Genomic DNA, 19,035 nt, shown 5'->3' with positions numbered 1-19,035 from the left:
ATCACCAAACAAAACTAACAGAAAGGAGTGATAAACATGACATCTAAAATCAAATTCATCTAGATGTCATATCTGTAACTTTTAACATAAAATGAAACTTACTTGTAAATCTAGATTATGTAATTCTTGTAGTTATTATTACTCTATTAAATGGACTAACTCCATCACTAATCAATTAATTAATATTCCTCATAGACATCTTCTTTTTACTATTCCTCAACAATTTAGAAAATTTATTGCTTATGATAAAACTATTCTTTCTAGATTAGCTGCTGATATTAATAATATTTTCAAATATCAATTCCATAATATTCATGATAAAAAGAAAAGAAAAATATATATACCTAAATCTAGTGATAAATACTTTACTGATTCTGATATCATTCACTATGGTTTAATTACTGTTATTCACACTTTTGGTAGAGATCTTAAATTTAATCCTCATATTCATGCTATTGTTTCTCTTGGGGGATTAAACAAAAATTTTATCTTTAAAAAACTTAATTATTTTCATGTTAATTCTATTGCTAATCAATGGAGATATGTCGTATGTAGAGCCTTAAGTCAAGCTAATTATCCTAATGATACTATTAAAAAAAATGCTTTAGATATGGCTTCTAAAATGATTAAAGAAGATGTTAGATTCTTCTTTAATGTTGGTGATAATGATGTTAATAACCCTAAAGGTATTATTAAATACCTTGGTAGATATTTAGCTAGAGTTCCTATTGCTGAGTATAAAATTGTTGATATTAATCTTAAAAAGAATTATGTTACTTTTATGTTTAATGATTTAGCTAATAATAAGAAAATCTCTTACCATAAATTAACTATTCAAGATTTTGTTACTAAATTACTTTTTCATTTACCTTATAAACATTTTAAGATGATTAATAGATTTGGTTTCTATGCTAGAAGAAAATCTAGTAAGTTAAAGTTAGCTCTTACTTTATTTAAGTCTAAACTTAAAAAAGTTCCTTCTCTTTTTAGAAAGAACTTTAAATCTATTTGGGGCTTTGATCCTTTTATGTGTCCTAATTGTAATATTTATCTTGAAGCTTATGAACTCTTTATAAATAATTCTATTGGACCTCCTATTCATAAATTCTATAACCCTAATGGCCTATTATTTAAATAGGTATTTTTGTATTACACAAATTTACTTATTAATTTTATCTTTTATAAACTGTAACTTCTTTTTACATTAATCAATAAAATTATATACATCTTATTAGAATTCTAATTTCCTATAGAATAAAAAAAAGCTGTCGTGCCCTACAGCTTGTACTATATAAAATAGTTAATTTTATGGGATATAGTATAAAATATATGGTGCCTAAGAAAGGATTCGAACCTTCGACCCTGCGGGTATGAACCGCATGCTCTAGCCAACTGAGCTACCTAGGCATATCTCCCAATGACAATAATGATTATACTATATAATTATTTCTTTGTCAACAAAATTTTTATTGACTTTTATTTTTTTTTAGAATATAATGGAAATATAGTTCGGGATTGAACTATTTTTTTATTAAATAGGAGGATATATGAATAAAAATATTACTGTACAGTCTCTAATTACTCTCTTTAAGAAATTAGAGAAACATACTTTTAATATTTCAAATGTTAATCTAAATCATATACAAAGATATATATTAAAATATATAGTATTAGGAAGCGATAATAGAGAAATATACCAAAAAGATATAGAACAGCAATTTGGTTTAAGTAAATCAACGGTTTCAGAAATACTTAAATCATTTGAAAAAGATGACTTAGTTATTAGAATAGCTTCTGAGAAAGATCAAAGACTAAAGATAATAAAAATGACTGATAAATCAAGAATTGTAAGACAAGAAATACTTGATAATATACAAAGTGTTGAAGATTTATTAGTAGAAAATCTTTCAAATCAAGAGATAACTAATTTCAATGAAACATTACTTAAAATGATAGATAATTTACAAAAAGGAGAAAAACAATGAAACTAAAGATATTAAATTCTATTAGAGAATACAAAAAAGAAACAATACTTGCTCCAACATTTATGATACTTGAAGTATTCACTGAAGTTTTAATACCTCTTCAAATGTCTAAGATTATTGACGTAGGTATTAAAAATGGAGACATGACGTACATTATTAAAAAAGGTATAGTATTAATTACACTTGCTGCATTAGCTTTAATACTTGGTATACTTTCAGGAAGAATGGCTGCTATTGCAGGTGCAGGATTTGCTAAAAATTTAAGACATGATATTTTCTATAAAATACAAGATTTTTCATTTAAAAATATAGACAAATTTTCTACACCTAGTTTAGTAACTAGAATGACTAATGATATATCTAATGTACAAATGGCATTTATGATGAGTATAAGAATGTTTGTTAGAACTATAATAATGCTTGTAATGTCATTGATTATGATATTTAGAATTAACCCACATATTTCAAAAATATTCTTAGGTGTAATACCATTTTTAGTTCTAGCTTTCTACTTAATTATTAGTAATGCATATCCATATTTCGTTAAGTCTTTTAAAGAATATGATATATTAAATAGAAAAGTTCAAGAAAATGTTAATGCATCTCGTGTTGTTAAAGCTTATGTAAGAGAAGATTTTGAAATCTCAAAATTTGAAGACACTTCACAATCAATATTTGAACTATTTACTAAAGCTGAAGGATTTGCATCTCTAAACTCATTTGTTATGCAATTTACAGTTTATACTGTTATTATACTTATCCTTTTAATAGGTGGTAAAAGTATAGTATTTGGAAGTATGCAAACAGGAGAACTAACTTCAGTTATTGTATATTCAATTCAAATATTAATGGCATTAATGATGATTTCGTTTGTATTTGTTATGTTATTAATATCTGAAGCTGCTATTACAAGAATTGCAGAAATATTAAATGAAGAACCTGAAATGAGAAATAAAGAAGAAGCAATAAAAACTGTTGATAATGGAAATATTTCATTTGAAAATGTATACTTCAGTTATTCAGGTAATGATGGTAATCTAGCTCTTAAAAATATTAATTTAAACATTAAATCAGGACAAACTGTTGGAATTCTTGGATCAACAGGTAGTGCTAAATCAACTCTAGTACAATTAATACCTAGACTTTATGATGTAACAAAAGGTTCAGTTAAAGTTGCAGGAATTGATGTAAGAGATTATGATATGGAAGTTTTAAGAGATAATGTTGCTATGGTATTACAAAAGAACCAACTTTTCTCTGGAACTATAGAAGAAAATATTAAATGGGGTAACCCTAATGCTACACTAGAAGATGTAATAAGAGTATGTAAACAAGCTCAAGCTGATGGATTCATACAAAACTTCACAGATGGTTATCAAACTATGATAGACCAAGGTGGAAATAATGTATCTGGAGGACAAAAACAAAGATTATGTATAGCTAGAGCATTACTTAAAAAACCAAAAATATTAATTTTAGATGATTCTACAAGTGCAGTAGATACTAAAACTGAAAGCTTAATTAGAAAAGCATTTATGGAAGAAATACCTGATACTACAAAGATAATTATAGCTCAAAGAATATCTTCAGTTGAAGATGCAGACTTAGTTATAGTACTTGAAGATGGAGAAATAGATGGTATAGGAACTCCTGCACAAATGCTAAAAAATAATAAGATATATCAAGAAATATATAACTCACAAGTAAAGGGGGATGAAGAAAATGAGTAGAATGAACGCTGGAAATAATGGTAAAAAAAGAAAACCAGAAAATACTAAAAAAACACTAAAAAGACTTTTAGCCTTTATATACAAATACTATAAAGTAGAAATGATAGTAGTATTAATTTCTATCATAATTAGCTCACTTGCATCTATTTCCGTATCTTTATCTTTAAGATATATAGTAGATGACTACATAACTCCTTTAATAGGTTCAACTGCACCAGATTTCATGCCTTTATATAAGGTAATAAGTTTTTTAGGACTAATATTCCTTACAGGTGCACTTGCAACACTTACTTATACTATGTTAATGGTAAAAGTAACTCAAAGAACATTAAAAAGAATAAGAGATATATCATTCAAACATATGCAAAGTCTACCTATAAAATATTTTGATAAAAATAATACAGGTAGTTTAATGAGTATATTTACTAATGATACTGAAGCATTAAGACATATGATAAATGGGTCTTTACCTGCTATTATTTCTTCAACTATAGTTATAGTTGGATCTTTTATATCAATGGTAATACTTGCTCCTCTTTTATCTTTATTATCATTTGCTATGGTTGGTAGTTTAATATTTATAACTAAAACTATAGGTAAAAATACTGGTAAATACTTTGGAATGCAGCAAAAAAATATTGCTGATGTAACAGGATATATAGAAGAAAGCATGAGTGGGCAAAAGGTAATAAAAGTATTTAATCATGAAAAAATATCTAAAGAAGAATTTGATAAATTAAATGAAAATCTTTATACAGCTTCATCTCGTGCTAATATATATGCCAACTTAATGGCACCTGTAATAGGTAATATGGGTAACTTACAATTTGTACTTACAGCAATTTTAGGTGGATTACTTTACGTTAATGGTATAGGCGGACTAACTGTAGGTATACTTGTATCATATCTACAATTTACTAAGAGTTTCACTCAACCATTTATGCAAATGGCTATGCAATTTAACTCTATACTTATGGCGCTTGCAGGGGCAGAAAGAATATTTAATATGCTAGATGAAACTCCTGAAGTAGATGAAGGTAAAATCACTTTAGTAAATTCATGTTTTAATGAGAGAAATGAATTACAAGAACAAGTTGAAAATTGTAGACATTGGGCATGGCGTGATGAAAATGGTAATTTAACAGAACTTAAAGGTGAAGTTAGATTTGAAAATATGACTTTTGGATATAACGAAGATAAAATCATATTAAAAGATTTAACTCTTTATGCTAAACCTGGACAAAAACTAGCATTCGTTGGTGCAACAGGTGCAGGTAAAACTACTATAACTAACCTAATTAATAGATTCTATGAAATACAAGAAGGAACTATTACTTATGATGGAATAAATATTAAAGATATCAAAAAAGATGATTTACGTAAATCACTTGGTATAGTATTACAAGATACTAAACTATTTACTGGAACTATCATGGAAAATATTAGATATGGTAAATTAGATGCTACTGATGAAGAAGTATATGCTGCAGCTAAACTTGCTCATGCTGATTCATTCATACATATGTTGCCTAATGGATATGAAACAGTTCTTACTACTAATGCTGAAGAATTATCAGTAGGACAAAGACAATTAATAGCAATTGCAAGAGCTGCTATAGCAGATCCACCAGTACTTATACTTGATGAAGCAACATCTAATATAGATACAAGAACTGAAAGAATAGTTCAAAATGGTATGGATAATTTAATGAAAGGTCGTACTGTATTTGTAATAGCTCATAGATTATCTACAATTAGAAATAGTGATGCAATTATAGTTCTAGAAAATGGTAAGATAATAGAACGTGGAAATCATCATGATTTAATAAAACAACACGGAACATATTATCAGTTATATACTGGAAATATAGAATTAGACTAAAAAAACAGAGAGTGTATCTCTGTTTTTTTAATCTATCATTTGTCTTTTTTCTTTATCTATTACATATATTCCATTACTTTTTAAAACATCAATTAAATCTCTTTTTAAAGTACGTTCATATTTTAAAAATTCTTCATTTTCTAACTTTTTAATCTTTCTACTAACTATATCATTTTCACCATATATTAATATACTGTCATCTCTTGGTATAGAGTAGTTATATAATTCTAGATAAAGTTCTTCAATCACATTTAAATTTTCTCTTACAAATATTAAATATTCATCTGTTACTTTTTTCAAATATTCTATATCGTATTTATCAAATTCCATTTTTTACCATCTCTTTTATTTACTATATACCATCATTAATGATTTATCTAAAGTAGTTAAAATTTCACAACCATCTTCTGTAACAATTACATCATCTTCTATTCTTACTCCAGCATAACCTGAAACATATATTCCTGGCTCAACTGTTACAGCCATTCCTGGTTCAAGTTTTGTTTCATCTCTCATTGAAAGCATAGGACTTTCATGAACTTCTAAACCAAAACTATGCCCTAAAGAATGTCCAAAGTATTTAGCATCTTCTCCCATAAATTCTCTAACTGCTGCATCTATTTCTTTACCTGTTTTACCAGCTTTAATTAATTCTATTCCAAGTTCATTAGATTTTCTTACTTTTTCATAAATCTCAAGCATTCTAGGCTCTATATTTTCTCCAAAATATATAGTTCTTGTAATATCACTTACATATCCATCATAGTAGCATCCATAATCTATAGTTATGAATTCTTCTTTTTGGATTTTTTTCTCACTAGCAACTCCATGAGGCATAGCTGATCTATATCCACTTGCTACTATAGTATCAAATGATGTACCACTAGCGCCTCTTTTTCTTTGATTGTATTCTAGGATTGCAGCAACTTCTATTTCTGTCATACCTTCTTTAATTTGAGGTAATGTTTCAAGTAATGCTTCTTCGCTTATCTTAATTGCTTTTTTTATCTTAGCTATTTCTTCTGGCGTTTTAATTCTTCTTGCCATTAATAACTCACTTGAAGCTTTAACTAGTTCAACAAAATCAAATGCAGCACTAATAGATTCATATTCAGCAAATGAAAGAGCTAAATTATCAATTCCAAGTTTAGTTACTCCATCTTCTTTTGCAAGTTCAACTAATTTATTGTAATTTCTTGCGTTATCTTCTATAAATGTAAATCCATATTCTCCAACTTCTTTTGTAGCTTGTTCAGTATATCTGAAATCTGATATGAAGTATTTATGCTTTTTAGTTACTAAAGCAATACCAGTACTTCCAGTAAATCCTGTAAAGTATCTTTTGTTGTAGTGATCTGTAAGAAGTAAGCCATCTACTCCTAATTTTTCAAAAATTTGTTCTAATTTACACATAGTTTCTCCTATCTATTTATTTAAAGTATAAAGACAATGTTGCTAAAAAATTATTAAACATATGTGATAATATTGCAAGTTTTAATGAACCTGTAGCAAAATATGTTCCTGTAAATAGTAATCCTAAAATGAAGTATGGAATAAATTCATATACACTCTTAGGCCCATGAGCTAAAGCAAATAGAATTGAAGAAATTAAAAATCCTACTATTCTATTTTTAAATAAGTTAGCAATAATTCCTCTAAATATCATTTCTTCTGCTATTGGAACTATTATTGCACTTCCTAATATCATATATATTAAACTTTTATTCTTCATCATTAATTCTAAAGCTTCTTGATTACTAGGATTAATATTGAAATATTCCATCATTTTTCCTATTAACACATTAGCAGCTATTGTTACTACTATTACTTTAATTATATCTAAAAATTTAACATTTTCTTCTTTAAATATTTTTACTTTGTATCTTGGTAAGATGAATAAAATAGCAAGTATACTTACTATGTTAGAAGCGACTAATATAGTATATAGGTCTATTTGATTATATCCTAACATTCCGCCTATCATTCCTATTAAAAATCCTACTGCTGCTTGTGTTACTAATATTGTAACCACAAGTAATATACTCATTATTATCTTATCTTTTAATCTTAAATCTTTTAACATGTTAATCCTTAATTATTTTATTTCTCTAATACCTGCAAGTAGTGAAGTTAAATTTTGTAATTCACTAGGTATGAATATCTTAGTTGCTTCACCTTGAGATACTTTTTCTAAACTTTCAAGTGATCTTAAAGCAAGTATTTCTTTAGTTGGTGCTGCAGAATTTAATATTTTAATTCCATCTGCTTCTGCTTCTTTTAATGCTAAAATTGCTTTAGCTTTACCTTCTGCTTCTTTAATACTTACTTCTTTTTTTGCTTCCGCTCTTAATATTGCTGCTGTTTTTTCTCCTTCTGCAACTAGTATAGCACTTTCTTTTTGTGCTTGTGCTTCTAGGATTTTAGCCCTTTTTTCACGTTCAGCTTTCATTTCTTTTTCCATAGCTATTCTAATTTCTGTTGGAGGAATTATACTTTTTAACTCAACACGGTTTACTTTAATTCCCCAAGGATCTGTAGCTTCATCTAATTCCATTCTCATTTTAGAGTTAATTACATCTCTACTTGTTAAAGTTTGGTCAACTGTCATGTCCCCTATAATATTTCTTAATGTAGTTGCTGTTAAGTTTTCTATAGCTGCTATAGGTCTTTCAACTCCATATGTAAATAATTTAGGATCAGTTATTTGAAAATACACTACTGTATCAATTTGCATAGTTGCATTATCTTTAGTAATAACACCTTGTGGATCAAAATCTACAACTTGTTCTTTTAAAGTTACTCTTTTTGCAACTCTATCTATAAATGGGTTAATAAAACTTAAACCTGATTCTAAAGTTTGTGAATATTTCCCTAATCTTTCTACTACATAAACATAAGATTCTGGTACAATTCTAACTCCTGAAATTGCTATCATAGCAATTAAAAGTAAAATAATTCCAAATACTATTACCATAATTTATACCTCTTTCTATTTTTTTATTAATATTTTGTTACCCTCAAAACCTTTGATTACTGCAACATCTCCAACTTTAAATTCATCTTCTGATATTGCTGTCCATTTACTTCCCTTAAATTTAACTACATAATTACCATCTTCTATATCAGTTATATTAACTTTAGTACCTTTAAAATCTGCATGAAATTTTTCTTTAATAAAGTACTTATTAAGTATAGGTCTTGTATATAGTAAGAAGATAATAACTAATACTGCAAAAATGAATATTTCTAATGGTGGATTAGTAAACACTAAGCTAATAATTGCTACTATTAATGATGCAAATGCAAGCCAAATTGTTACTAAGTTATATGTAGTAATTTCAATTAAAGTAAAAATTACAAAAAGTCCTAACCAAATATATATATTTTCCATAATATACTCCTCCTTATCTAACTTTTTTTAGTTTAACCATATCTTCGTAACTAATAAATTGATAGCCTTGTTCAATTAAAATTGGAACCATATATTTAACGGCTTCATATGATTCAAGATATAGGTCATGGAATAATACTACATCTCCATCTTTAACTACTGGAAGTACTCTTGAAACAATTTTATCAACATTTCTACTCTTCCAATCTTCAGAATCTACATTCCATAATACTATATTTTCTTTTCCACCTACAACATCTCTAACTTTTTGATTAGCCGCTCCATAAGGTGGTCTTAAATGTCTAACATCAAGTCCTATAGTTCTAAATATCTCATCGTTAGTTGATTGATATTCTTTCCATATTTTTTCTGGAGATAATTTTGTTAAGTTAGGATGATTTGTTGTATGTCCCATAATTTCATGTCCATCTAAATATGTTTTAACTACCATATGTGGATTTTTCTTAACTACTTCGCCCACTAAGAAAAATGATGCAGTTTGATCATATTGATTAAATACCTCTCTAATTAATTCATGGTATTTATTTCTTGGACCATCATCAAAAGTAAATACTATATGTTTTTTAGTCATATCTACTTCTCTCTTCTTAGGTGTTAATGTAGCACCATTATATAATGAAGGAAGGCCCATACCTGATTTAAATATAGCTTTGAACTTCTCTAAATTAAGTACTAACTCTTCATTATCCCCTATAAATATCTCAGTATCTGTTATTCTATATTTATTGATATTTACACCATTAAAGTTAACATTAGGATCTATAGTTCTTGCAATTTTTTTGTAATGATATCTAAATATATCATTGCTTTGTGTAACTACTTCCTCTTTTGTTTCTTCTTTTTTAGGTTTTTCTTCAACTTTTTCCTCTACTTTTGTTTCTTCAACCTTTTCCTCTTTTTTCTCTTCTTCTTGTTTTACTTCTTCTTTAATTTCTTCTACATGTTTTTCTACACTTACACTTTCTACTACTTTTTCTTCATCTTTAGCATTGCTACAACTAAATAAGCTAAACAGGATTATCAGTGCGATTAATCCCTTGACACTTCTTTTCATTAAAAACTCCTATCTATTAAATCCTCGATATATTCCTTTGAAATATTTTTAAACCAATATGTTTTTTCTTCTATTTCAAGTAATATTTCTTTAATTTTACTATAGTCCACATCTATGTCTATAGTCTTACAAAAATGCAATATTATCTCTATTACATCGATAATATTCCCCACGCTATATTCTTCTGTAAGCACGTCATTATTATGAGCTGCCATATTTCTAACATCTTTAATAACTTCTAATTTACTTAAAAATTCTTCATAATTTTCATATACATCAATATATGCAATTTCAAACATTTTAGGATAAGCAACATTTAATATTTCTGTTATCTCTCCTAAAGTTAAAGTTTCCATTATTACCCATATAGGTAATACATTTTTCTTGTATTTATCTACATAGAGACTTACAACCTTTTTATCAAACACATATTCTTTATTTACTATCTTATCATTCTTTTTTACTATCTTTTGAGATATTCTTCTAACATCTTCTTCTTTCGCATTTCTATTAGTCCAAGATGGAAAATCTAAGTACGTATATGCCCCTTTTTCCCCTAATATCTTAACTAACCTAGTTTTAAGATATATCTCAATATTCTCAATTAAAGATAATATTTCTAATCTTAATTTTTTATCCAAATAAAAGTTATCTACAAAGTTTTCAAAATATGTATTATCAAAATATCTACCATTTTCATCTCTATAAATATATGAAAACTCTTTTAATTTAAAATACCCAAGTTTACTTAAAGTATCTTTTGCTTTTTCTTTGTCCCTAAACCTAACATTCTTTCTTTCTAAATGATTTATTAGTTTCTCTATATCTAAAAGTATTTCTTGTTTTTCCATTATTTTTTAAACCCTTGTTCGTTCATAAATCCTGTTAATATTTCTTCGTTTATTCCATCTAAATATGATTTAATCACTTCTATATGTGATGGTAAATTAACATTAATGCTTTCCCAGTATTTATTTAATTCCTCATTGTATTCTACTACACCTTCTATTGCTTTTTCTTTAGCGTATTCTTCAAAGAAAATTACATTATCAAAATGTGTTCTTGGTTTTAGAGGTGAAGCTTTCACAAATTCTTCAGGAACTCCTAAAGTTACCCCAAGTAGAGGGAAAGTATGTTTAGGTAAGTTTAATAATTTAGCTGTTTCAATTGGAGATACACTAAATACTCCTCCTATTATTGTTGAACCATATCCTAAAGAATGTCCTAATAAGTCTATAGTTGCAGCAGCAATTCCTGCATCGCCAAACATATTTGCTATAATAGAAGTAGAGAAAATATCTTCATTTACTTCTTCACCTTTAGCTTTTAATGCTCCAATAAATTTACTGTAATCTCCTACTATTACTATGAAAGTATCTGCAGTAGCAACTTGTTTTTGTCTACCACAGTATTCTGCTAATTTTTCAATTTTTTCCTTATCTTGCACTACAACAAAAGATAATTGTTGTAAGTTTCTTGAATTTGGCATTCTTAAAACTGTTTTTAAAATTAATTCTAAATCTTCTTTTTTTACTTTTTCTCCAGTAAAATTTCTTACTGATTTTCTACTATTTATTGTTTTAATTATTTCATTACTCATTTTACACCTCTATTTAAATCTTCCATTAGTTAATAATGTTTTACATATTGGATCTCTATCTTCCATGTATCTTATTCTATCTACATCATAATACAGCATATCTAAATCAAAACTATCATCTTCATATATTTTAAATACTAATTTTGATCCTATAGGATATTTTTCAAATTCATTTCCTATACCTTCTGTATTTACATCAAGAGCAGATAATATAGTTGCAATATTTGAATCATGCCCTACTATTACGGATAAATCTACACCATTTCTTGCATGTCTTAACATTAATTGATAAGCATTGCTTACTGAGTGAGCTATATATTCTTTATCAGCAAATAAAAGGTCAAGTAAAGCATCTTTTACTTTAGACATTTCTTTAAGATCTTTTCTAAAATCATTACTTCTAAAGATTTCATCATATTTAAATCCTTCGTAGTATTTAAGTATATACATATCAACAAGGTCTGTTCCATATCTAAATGCTCCATCAGAATAAATTATTCCTCTTTCATCTATAGTTACTCCTGATTTAAGATTATATATACTATCTTTTTCTATACCTAAACTAGCTTCTATTAAGTTGTATGAATGTCTTAATTTTTTATCAGACTCTTCTAATTTTTTTAAATTTACAACTTCTGGTGTTAATAAGATATTGTAATTAATATCTAATTTACTTAAATCTTTAAACATATATTCTGTTTCTATATCTTCAAATGGGAACATAGCTAAGGCTAATAATTTAGATGTAAGCACTGTTCTTTTCATAGAATTTGTGTGAAACTCTTTAGTTAATATATTTATATCTAACTTATCTAAATATTTCTTTAAATATTTACCAAACTCATACTCTAAAATTTCACCTTTTTTTGTAAGTACAGCATCTTCAAAATCCCATTTAATCTTTTCTGGATCAACTACTTTACTTATTTCTTCAAGATTAAATAACGGGTACCTTATTCCATGCCTACTGTATATTAAAACTTTTTTTAATTTCATAAACAACTCCCTCATTTTTTTTATTAATTATATTATATACCAAAGCTATACTAAAAGCAATAAAATTCGGTTCTTGCTAATCAAATTATATGCAAAATAAAAGGGACTTAAAGTCCCATTTTATCTAATTTTATTAATTTGTCCATTCTCTCTGGTATTGTTTCATTTGGTGAAACATAGAGGTTTTTATCTTCTATTTCTTCTAACCAAACTACCTCATTAATTTCAGCTGATTTTTTCATATCTATTATCCTTTGATTTCTTGAACCTCTAAATTTAAGTTTTAAATCTAGTAGAGCTATTTCAAATCTTCCATCAACTAAAACATCAATTAAATTTAGTATTTTTTCTAAATATGGAAAAAAAGGAATCATTTCTTCTTTTAAATATTCATAAGTAAAACCTGAGTAAAGCCAAATGTTCTTATCAGGAAATCTTTCTTTAACTGCCTTTAAGAGCAAATATACTCCTTCTTGGTTTTTAGGTTCAAGAGGTTCTCCTCCTAAAAAAGTAATTCCTCTAATATATTCCTTATCAAGACAAGTAAATATCTTATCTAATATGCTTTTATCAAGCACTTCTCCTTCTTCAAAGCTCCATATTTCCTTATTAAAACATCCAGGGCACGCATGTCTACATCCTGAGACAAAGACGCTTACTCTTATTCCAAATCCATTTGAAATATCTGTAGGTTTTATTTTAGCTATTCTCATATATGTAATACTCTTTTGCTTATTTCTTTAGTTTTCCCTTCATTCCAGAAATTTTCTCCTAAATATCCACAAGTTCTTCTAATTACATTCATTTTCTTTTTATCTGTATTTTTACATTGTGGACATTCCCATTTATTCTCTTCATTTACTATCATTTCTTCATCAAATCCACATACATGACAATAATCTGTCTTAGTATTAAATTCTGCATATTGTATATGATCATAAATGTATTTTACTAATTCTTCTAATGCTTCAATATTTTTAGTCATATTTGGTATTTCTGCATAAGAAATTGCTCCACCACTAGAAATTTTTTGGAAGTCTGATTCAAAATCAAATTTTTCAAATACTGAAATATTTTCTCTAACATCAACGTGATAAGAATTAGTATAATATCCTTTATCCGTAATATCTTCTATTACTCCAAATTTCTTTCTATCTATTTTAGCAAATCTATAGCATAAGCTTTCAGCTGGTGTACCGTAAAGACCAAAACCTATACCTGTTTCTTTCTTCCAATTTGAAGTTGCTTCTTCAAGCCTCTTCATAACTTTAAGAGCAAATTCTTTACCTTCTGAACTTGTATGAGATTTACCTGTAATTACTTTAGTTGCTTCATATATTCCTATATACCCTAAAGATATAGTTGAATAACCATCCATTAAGTATTTATCAATCTTTTCACCTTTTTCAAGTCTAGCTATTGCCCCATATTGCCAATGTATAGGTGATATATCTGAAACTGTTCCTTTTAATCTATTATGTCTTAACATTAATGCTTCAAAACAAAGTTTTAATCTTTCATTTAATAACTCAAAATATTTTTCCTCTGTTTTTGCAATTAAGGCTATTTGAACCAGATTTAAACTAACAACTCCTTGATTGAATCTTCCTTCAAATTTATATTCTCCATTCTTATCTTTATATGGTGATAAGAAAGATCTACATCCCATAGGTGAAAATACATTACCTTCATAATTTTCTTTCATTATTTTAGCACTAATATAATCTGGATACATTCTCTTAGATGTACATTCTACTGCTTTTCTTGTTAGATAATCATATTTCCCACCTTTTAGAGCATTATTTTCATCTAATACATATACAAGTTTAGGGAAAGCAGATGTAACATATACACCTTGGTCATTTTTTATACCTTGTATTCTTTGATTTAATATTTCTTCTATTATATCTGCAACTTCATCTTTATATTCATCATCATCTCTAACATAAAGGAATAATGTTACAAATGGTGATTGTCCATTAGTAGTCATTAAAGTATTAATTTGATATTGTATAGTTTGAACTCCACTCTTTAGTTCATCCTTAACTCTATCTTCTACTAAAGATTTTAAAGTTTCTTCATCTAAGTTAGTGTATTTTTCTCTATATTTATTTAAATATTTTTCTCTACTTACACGTAAATATTTTCCTAAATGTCTAATATCTATACTTTGTCCACCATATTGTCCACTTGCAACTGCTGCGATAATCTGAGTTAATACAGTACATGCAACTTGAAAACTTTTAGGTGATTCTATTAATTTTGAATTCATTACTGTTCCATTATCTAACATGTCTTTTATATTAACTAAGCAACAATTGAATATATTTTGTATAAAATAATCTGCATCATGGAAATGTATCATACCTTCATCATGTGCTCTACTAATATTTTCAGGTAAGATTATACGTCTTGTTAAATCTTTACTTACTTCCCCAGCTATTAAATCTCTTTGAGTAGATGCAACTGCAGAATTTTTATTTGAATTTTCTTCACCAACTTCTTTATTTGCATTTTGTATTAATGCAAGTATAGATTCATCAGTAGTGTTAGCCTTTCTTACAAGAGATCTAGTGTATCTGTATACTATGTAGTTTTTGGCTAATTTATATAATCCTTGTTCGACTAAAGATTTTTCAATAAAATCTTGTATTTCTTCAACTGTTGAGATTTTTTTATCCTCTATATGTTGTATTATTTCTTCTATTTTTTTAGTGCTTACTCTTTCTTCTGGTAATACTGTTTCATTAGCTTTGCATATAGCGTTATATATTTTTGAAGAATCATATTTTTCTTCTCTACCATCTCTCTTTAGTATGTTCACGCCACTTTCTCCCCTTTCCTAGATTAACTCAATATATTGTGAATATATATTTTATTTTTTCTCTATATCTTGTATTTACTGATAGTATAGCACATGAATTAGAAAAAGGAAAGTAAAATATATTTTTTTTCAAAAATATTTTTTGTAAAAAAAAATTGCCCTCTTTTGAGGGCAAAAATTATTAATATCTTGCGCTTACAACATCCCAGTTAACTACATTAAACCATTCTTTTAAATAGTCAGCTCTTCTGTTTTGGTAATTTAAGTAGTAAGCATGTTCCCATACGTCATTACCTAAAATTACTTTTTTACCATTTGATACTGGACTATCTTGGTTTGCAGTTGAAACTACTTCTAAGTTTCCTTCATTATCGCTTACTAACCATACCCAACCTGAACCAAATTGAGCCGCTCCTTTAGCGTTAAATAAAGTTTTGAATTCTTCAAATGAACCAAATGTTTTATCAATTGCTTCTTTTAATTTTCCTACTGGTTCTTTTGATCCACCAGGTATCATTGATTCCCAGAATAAATCGTGGTTATATGTTCCACCAGCATTATTTCTAATACCATTTTTCTTAGCTTCTGGCATTTTATCAAGTGATGTTAATATTTCTTCTATAGTTGCATTTTCAAATCCTGTACCTTCTAATAGGTTATTTAAGTTTGTAATATATGCATTATGATGTTTATCATGATGGAAGTGCATAGTTTCCTTATCTATTACTGGTTCTAATGCATCATAAGCATATGGTAAATCTTTAAGTATAAAACTCATTTTAATTCCTCCTGTCTAATCTTTGGGTATATTTAAAGTATAGCATATATATTTAGACTATACAATTTTTTTATACCTTTATTTTATTTATTTATCTTTTTATTTGTTTTTATATCTAGCTTGATATATTTATATTTTTTCATTCCATAATATGAAACGGGATGCATAGCATCCCATTATTTTAAGTTTTCTAATATTTGTTTTTCTACATCTTTTGCACCTTCAACATTTTTAGCTATTGCTTCTTTAATGTTTTTTAGTGCTAATTCTTTATTATTTAAGTTAGCATATACTACTGCTAAAACTAAATATCCATCGTCTACTTTATCTTCTTTAACTGCTTTTCCTGCATATTTAATAGATTTTTCATACATTCTATCTGATAAGAATAATTTAGATAATGTATCATTTAAAGCTTTGTTTTGTTTTTCATCTAATATAGTTCTAAATTCTTTAATAGTAGCTTCTGCAAGATCTACTTTTCCTAAGCTTTCAGCAAGAGTAATTAACTCAAAGTATACTGATTTATCTTTAGTAATATTTTTTAATACTATTAATTTATTTAATCCTTTTACATAGTCTTTATTATTCATTGCTAAGATATAGTTTAAGTTTTCTATATCTGAATCAAGCTCTTTAGATAATTTACTTGCTTCATCTGAATATTTGATAGCTGATTTAAGATCATTTTGATCTAATTTAGATAACGCCATATAGTGGTTTGCTAATGCTTTTAAATCATTATCTTTACTTGTTAAATATGGTTTAGCTATTTTTTCAGCATTCATATATTGTTTATCTGTTAATAATGTTTCAATTAAATTAATATCTAATGAAACTTTTACTTTTTCATTTCCTGATAATTTTTTAGTATATTCTTTGTAAAGTTTATCAAATTTAGCTGTATCACCTTTCATAGAAACTTGTTTTAACATTTCTATTTGTAACCCTAAATCTTTTTTATCTGAAGCTATTATTTCAGATAATATTTTTATTTTTTTATCATAATTATCTTCTATAGAATAAAGCATAGTTTTTGCCATTTTAATTCCTTCAGCACTTACTACTTTATCTGCTAGTATTTCATTAATATATTTTTTAGCCTCTTCATTTTTATTTTGCATTATTTTAATTTTTGCTAATTCAAATTTTGAACTTATAGTATAGTTATCTGTTTTTAATTTAGATATTTTTAATAAGTCCTTTTCTAATTGCTCTATATTTTTAGTTGTTTCATATTTTTCGTATGCTTTTTCAAAATCTTCTTTTGTTCCTGCAAAACTTATTGTAACCAATAATAAAGTTGCAAGTAATAATAATCTTTTCTTCATTAAACTTCCTTTCGTCTACCTTTGATAGTACAATTATACTATATTTTAATTTTCAAGTAAATGCTTCTAATACTTATCTAAGCTATTGTTAGGATAAACTTAAAGAAAAAATATATAGTTACTCCTAATACTATAACAGTAATTATGAAGCATCCAAGACATGAACTTGAATTTTCTGATATGAAGCCTAAAAGTACTATAATTATTAGTGCTACCCAAAAATATGGACTAATTAATAGTACTTTAATTAATCCAAATATTATACTAATTAAGCTTATTGCTGCACTTCCAACAAATCCAATTATTACTAGAAAGAAAATCAGTGCTACTATTCCTATAATTAAACACATATCTATACCTCCAACCTAAGTATACTACAGTAATAATCAAGTTGCAATATATGAATTGAATAATTATACTTTTAATGATATAATCAAATATATTTATTAATAGGAGATAGGTAATGGTTAATTTAAGTTGTAATGCAATAATACCTGATGGACCACTTAAACCAGTGGAAGAAATAGAAGAAAGTATAAGAACTACGTTTAGAAAAGATATATATATTAAATTCTTAGGTGCAATATTAGAATATGGATTAATTGAAGATGGGGATAAAATTGCAATAGCAGTTTCTGGAGGTAAGGATTCACTACTTTTAGTTAAATTATTCCAAGAATTAAAAAAAGATAAGAGATTTAATTTTGAATTTAAAGCTATTAGTTTAAACCCGGGATTTAGAGAAGAAGATCTTGAACATTTTAAATTTAATCTAAGAGAATTAAATATAGATTGTGAGATTATAGATACAAATATATGGAAGATTGCTAATGAAATGGCTAATGACTATCCTTGCTTCCTTTGTGCTAAAATGAGAAGAGGAATATTATATAAAAATATAGAACAAATGGGATACAATAAATTAGCTCTTGGACATCACTTTGATGATGTTATAGAAACTACTTTAATCAATTTATTCTATGGGGGAACATTAAAAACTATGTTACCTAAAATGCCTTCTACTTCTGGAAATCTTACATTAATAAGACCTATGGTTAATGTTCATGAAGCTGACATTATTAAATTTACTAAGAAAAATGGAATAAGAGCTATGAACTGTGGTTGTGTTATTGAAGCAGGTAAAACATCAAGTAAAAGAAAAGAAATAAAAGATATGCTAGAAAGTCTTGAAGCTAATAACCCAGGACTTAAACAAAAGGTCTTTAAATCTATGGAAAATATACATCTTGATTATGTATATGGATATAAGACTAAAACAGAAAAATTTCATATTAAAGATCAATATACTAAAAAAGAAGGGGCTGTTGAAAAGTCCTAATTAATGAAAAGAGATAAAAAACATATGAAAATTCATATAAATTTTATCTCTTTTTTTTACAAAAAAAGTATATTAAATCACTTAAAAACTAGATAAAATCAAGG

19 protein-coding genes and 1 tRNA gene are annotated in these 19,035 nt (G+C 26.8%); 5 read left to right on the top strand and 15 right to left on the bottom strand.

Features of this window, described 5'->3' with window-relative positions:
- The first annotated feature begins 91 nt into the window (after window positions 1–91).
- Window positions 92–1,138 (top strand): IS91 family transposase, encoded by a 1,047-nt coding sequence (locus tag GM111_RS06390; RefSeq protein ID WP_156300284.1) that lies wholly within the window; start codon window positions 92–94, stop codon window positions 1,136–1,138.
- 192 nt (window positions 1,139–1,330) lie between these two features.
- Here the strand turns inward: GM111_RS06390 and GM111_RS06385 are convergent.
- Window positions 1,331–1,407, bottom strand: a tRNA-Met gene (locus tag GM111_RS06385).
- A 140-nt stretch (window positions 1,408–1,547) separates the two neighbouring features.
- Here GM111_RS06385 and GM111_RS06380 point away from each other — a divergent pair.
- Genes GM111_RS06380 through GM111_RS06370 form a run of 3 tightly spaced genes read left to right on the top strand, consistent with a single transcriptional unit; the run spans window position 1,548 to window position 5,597 of the window.
- Entirely contained in the window at window positions 1,548–1,985 is a 438-nt protein-coding gene (locus tag GM111_RS06380) for a MarR family winged helix-turn-helix transcriptional regulator (protein ID WP_156300283.1), read from the top strand.
- Window positions 1,982–3,715, top strand: coding sequence for an ABC transporter ATP-binding protein (locus tag GM111_RS06375; RefSeq protein ID WP_156300282.1), 1,734 nt, complete (start codon window positions 1,982–1,984; stop codon window positions 3,713–3,715). Before GM111_RS06380 ends, GM111_RS06375 begins: the two co-directional genes overlap by 4 nt.
- Entirely contained in the window at window positions 3,708–5,597 is a 1,890-nt protein-coding gene (locus tag GM111_RS06370) for an ABC transporter ATP-binding protein (protein WP_231479778.1), read from the top strand. The genes GM111_RS06375 and GM111_RS06370 overlap by 8 nt, the downstream gene beginning before the upstream one ends.
- 27 nt (window positions 5,598–5,624) lie before the next feature.
- Here GM111_RS06370 and GM111_RS06365 read toward each other — a convergent pair whose 3' ends face one another.
- The 14 genes from GM111_RS06365 to GM111_RS06300 all read right to left on the bottom strand — a co-directional run bounded on the left by GM111_RS06365 (window position 5,625) and on the right by GM111_RS06300 (window position 17,942).
- The gene (locus tag GM111_RS06365) at window positions 5,625–5,927 is read right to left on the bottom strand and encodes a hypothetical protein (protein ID WP_156300281.1); all 303 of its coding nucleotides are present in this window, start codon (window positions 5,925–5,927) and stop codon (window positions 5,625–5,627) included.
- Window positions 5,928–5,942: 15 nt separating this feature from the next.
- Window positions 5,943–7,010 carry a M24 family metallopeptidase gene (locus tag GM111_RS06360; protein ID WP_156300280.1) on the bottom strand — a complete coding sequence of 356 codons (1,068 nt, stop codon included), beginning with the start codon at window positions 7,008–7,010 and terminating at the stop codon, window positions 5,943–5,945.
- Between the two features lie 16 nt (window positions 7,011–7,026).
- Complete coding sequence (locus GM111_RS06355) at window positions 7,027–7,680, bottom strand: CPBP family intramembrane glutamic endopeptidase (RefSeq protein WP_156300279.1); 654 nt, start codon at window positions 7,678–7,680, stop codon at window positions 7,027–7,029.
- Window positions 7,681–7,692: 12 nt separating this feature from the next.
- Entirely contained in the window at window positions 7,693–8,571 is an 879-nt protein-coding gene (locus tag GM111_RS06350) for an SPFH domain-containing protein (protein ID WP_156300278.1), read from the bottom strand.
- 15 nt (window positions 8,572–8,586) lie between these two features.
- A complete protein-coding gene (locus tag GM111_RS06345; protein WP_156300277.1) occupies window positions 8,587–8,988 on the bottom strand; it encodes an NfeD family protein in 402 nt (133 codons plus the stop codon).
- Between the two features lie 13 nt (window positions 8,989–9,001).
- Window positions 9,002–10,063, bottom strand: coding sequence for a polysaccharide deacetylase family protein (locus GM111_RS06340; RefSeq protein WP_156300276.1), 1,062 nt, complete (start codon window positions 10,061–10,063; stop codon window positions 9,002–9,004).
- Window positions 10,063–10,914, bottom strand: coding sequence for an Abi family protein (locus tag GM111_RS06335; protein WP_156300275.1), 852 nt, complete (start codon window positions 10,912–10,914; stop codon window positions 10,063–10,065). Before GM111_RS06335 ends, GM111_RS06340 begins: the two co-directional genes overlap by 1 nt.
- Entirely contained in the window at window positions 10,914–11,663 is a 750-nt protein-coding gene (locus GM111_RS06330) for a nitroreductase family protein (protein ID WP_156300274.1), read from the bottom strand. Before GM111_RS06330 ends, GM111_RS06335 begins: the two co-directional genes overlap by 1 nt.
- A gap of 9 nt (window positions 11,664–11,672) precedes the next feature.
- Window positions 11,673–12,659, bottom strand: a complete 987-nt coding sequence (locus GM111_RS06325) for a histidine phosphatase family protein (RefSeq protein ID WP_156300273.1) — start codon at window positions 12,657–12,659, stop codon at window positions 11,673–11,675.
- A 107-nt stretch (window positions 12,660–12,766) separates the two neighbouring features.
- Entirely contained in the window at window positions 12,767–13,372 is a 606-nt protein-coding gene (nrdG, locus tag GM111_RS06320) for an anaerobic ribonucleoside-triphosphate reductase activating protein (RefSeq protein WP_156300271.1), read from the bottom strand.
- On the bottom strand, window positions 13,369–15,483 hold the full coding sequence (nrdD, locus tag GM111_RS06315; protein ID WP_156300268.1) for an anaerobic ribonucleoside-triphosphate reductase: 2,115 nt from the start codon (window positions 15,481–15,483) through the stop codon (window positions 13,369–13,371). The genes nrdG and nrdD overlap by 4 nt, the downstream gene beginning before the upstream one ends.
- Before the next feature lie 181 nt (window positions 15,484–15,664).
- Window positions 15,665–16,261 (bottom strand): superoxide dismutase, encoded by a 597-nt coding sequence (locus GM111_RS06310; RefSeq protein ID WP_156300266.1) that lies wholly within the window; start codon window positions 16,259–16,261, stop codon window positions 15,665–15,667.
- Window positions 16,262–16,437: 176 nt separating this feature from the next.
- A complete protein-coding gene (locus tag GM111_RS06305) occupies window positions 16,438–17,592 on the bottom strand; it encodes a tetratricopeptide repeat protein (RefSeq protein ID WP_156300264.1) in 1,155 nt (384 codons plus the stop codon).
- 77 nt (window positions 17,593–17,669) lie between these two features.
- Window positions 17,670–17,942, bottom strand: a complete 273-nt coding sequence (locus tag GM111_RS06300; RefSeq protein WP_156300262.1) for a hypothetical protein — start codon at window positions 17,940–17,942, stop codon at window positions 17,670–17,672.
- A gap of 113 nt (window positions 17,943–18,055) precedes the next feature.
- On the opposite strand from GM111_RS06300, the gene GM111_RS06295 reads away from it, so the two are divergent.
- The gene (locus tag GM111_RS06295; RefSeq protein WP_156300260.1) at window positions 18,056–18,931 is read left to right on the top strand and encodes a tRNA lysidine(34) synthetase; all 876 of its coding nucleotides are present in this window, start codon (window positions 18,056–18,058) and stop codon (window positions 18,929–18,931) included.
- Window positions 18,932–19,035 lie beyond the last annotated feature (104 nt).

Source organism: Streptobacillus canis (genome assembly GCF_009733925.1).
In the GTDB taxonomy this organism is placed as follows: Bacteria; Fusobacteriota; Fusobacteriia; order Fusobacteriales; family Leptotrichiaceae; genus Streptobacillus; species Streptobacillus canis.
This window is presented reverse-complemented; position numbering and strand designations above follow the sequence as displayed.

Bases quoted from the DNA above. Each gene is read 5' to 3' on its own strand.
- GM111_RS06390 (WP_156300284.1), top strand. From the start codon at position 92: ATGAAACTTACTTGTAAATCTAGATTATGTAATTCTTGTAGTTATTAT.
- GM111_RS06380 (WP_156300283.1), top strand. From the start codon at position 1,548: ATGAATAAAAATATTACTGTACAGTCTCTAATTACTCTCTTTAAGAAA.
- GM111_RS06375 (WP_156300282.1), top strand. From the start codon at position 1,982: ATGAAACTAAAGATATTAAATTCTATTAGAGAATACAAAAAAGAAACA.
- GM111_RS06370 (WP_231479778.1), top strand. From the start codon at position 3,708: ATGAGTAGAATGAACGCTGGAAATAATGGTAAAAAAAGAAAACCAGAA.
- GM111_RS06365 (WP_156300281.1), bottom strand. From the start codon at position 5,927: ATGGAATTTGATAAATACGATATAGAATATTTGAAAAAAGTAACAGAT.
- GM111_RS06360 (WP_156300280.1), bottom strand. From the start codon at position 7,010: ATGTGTAAATTAGAACAAATTTTTGAAAAATTAGGAGTAGATGGCTTA.
- GM111_RS06355 (WP_156300279.1), bottom strand. From the start codon at position 7,680: ATGTTAAAAGATTTAAGATTAAAAGATAAGATAATAATGAGTATATTA.
- GM111_RS06350 (WP_156300278.1), bottom strand. From the start codon at position 8,571: ATGGTAATAGTATTTGGAATTATTTTACTTTTAATTGCTATGATAGCA.
- GM111_RS06345 (WP_156300277.1), bottom strand. From the start codon at position 8,988: ATGGAAAATATATATATTTGGTTAGGACTTTTTGTAATTTTTACTTTA.
- GM111_RS06340 (WP_156300276.1), bottom strand. From the start codon at position 10,063: ATGAAAAGAAGTGTCAAGGGATTAATCGCACTGATAATCCTGTTTAGC.
- GM111_RS06335 (WP_156300275.1), bottom strand. From the start codon at position 10,914: ATGGAAAAACAAGAAATACTTTTAGATATAGAGAAACTAATAAATCAT.
- GM111_RS06330 (WP_156300274.1), bottom strand. From the start codon at position 11,663: ATGAGTAATGAAATAATTAAAACAATAAATAGTAGAAAATCAGTAAGA.
- GM111_RS06325 (WP_156300273.1), bottom strand. From the start codon at position 12,659: ATGAAATTAAAAAAAGTTTTAATATACAGTAGGCATGGAATAAGGTAC.
- nrdG (WP_156300271.1), bottom strand. From the start codon at position 13,372: ATGAGAATAGCTAAAATAAAACCTACAGATATTTCAAATGGATTTGGA.
- GM111_RS06310 (WP_156300266.1), bottom strand. From the start codon at position 16,261: ATGAGTTTTATACTTAAAGATTTACCATATGCTTATGATGCATTAGAA.
- GM111_RS06305 (WP_156300264.1), bottom strand. From the start codon at position 17,592: ATGAAGAAAAGATTATTATTACTTGCAACTTTATTATTGGTTACAATA.
- GM111_RS06300 (WP_156300262.1), bottom strand. From the start codon at position 17,942: ATGTGTTTAATTATAGGAATAGTAGCACTGATTTTCTTTCTAGTAATA.
- GM111_RS06295 (WP_156300260.1), top strand. From the start codon at position 18,056: ATGGTTAATTTAAGTTGTAATGCAATAATACCTGATGGACCACTTAAA.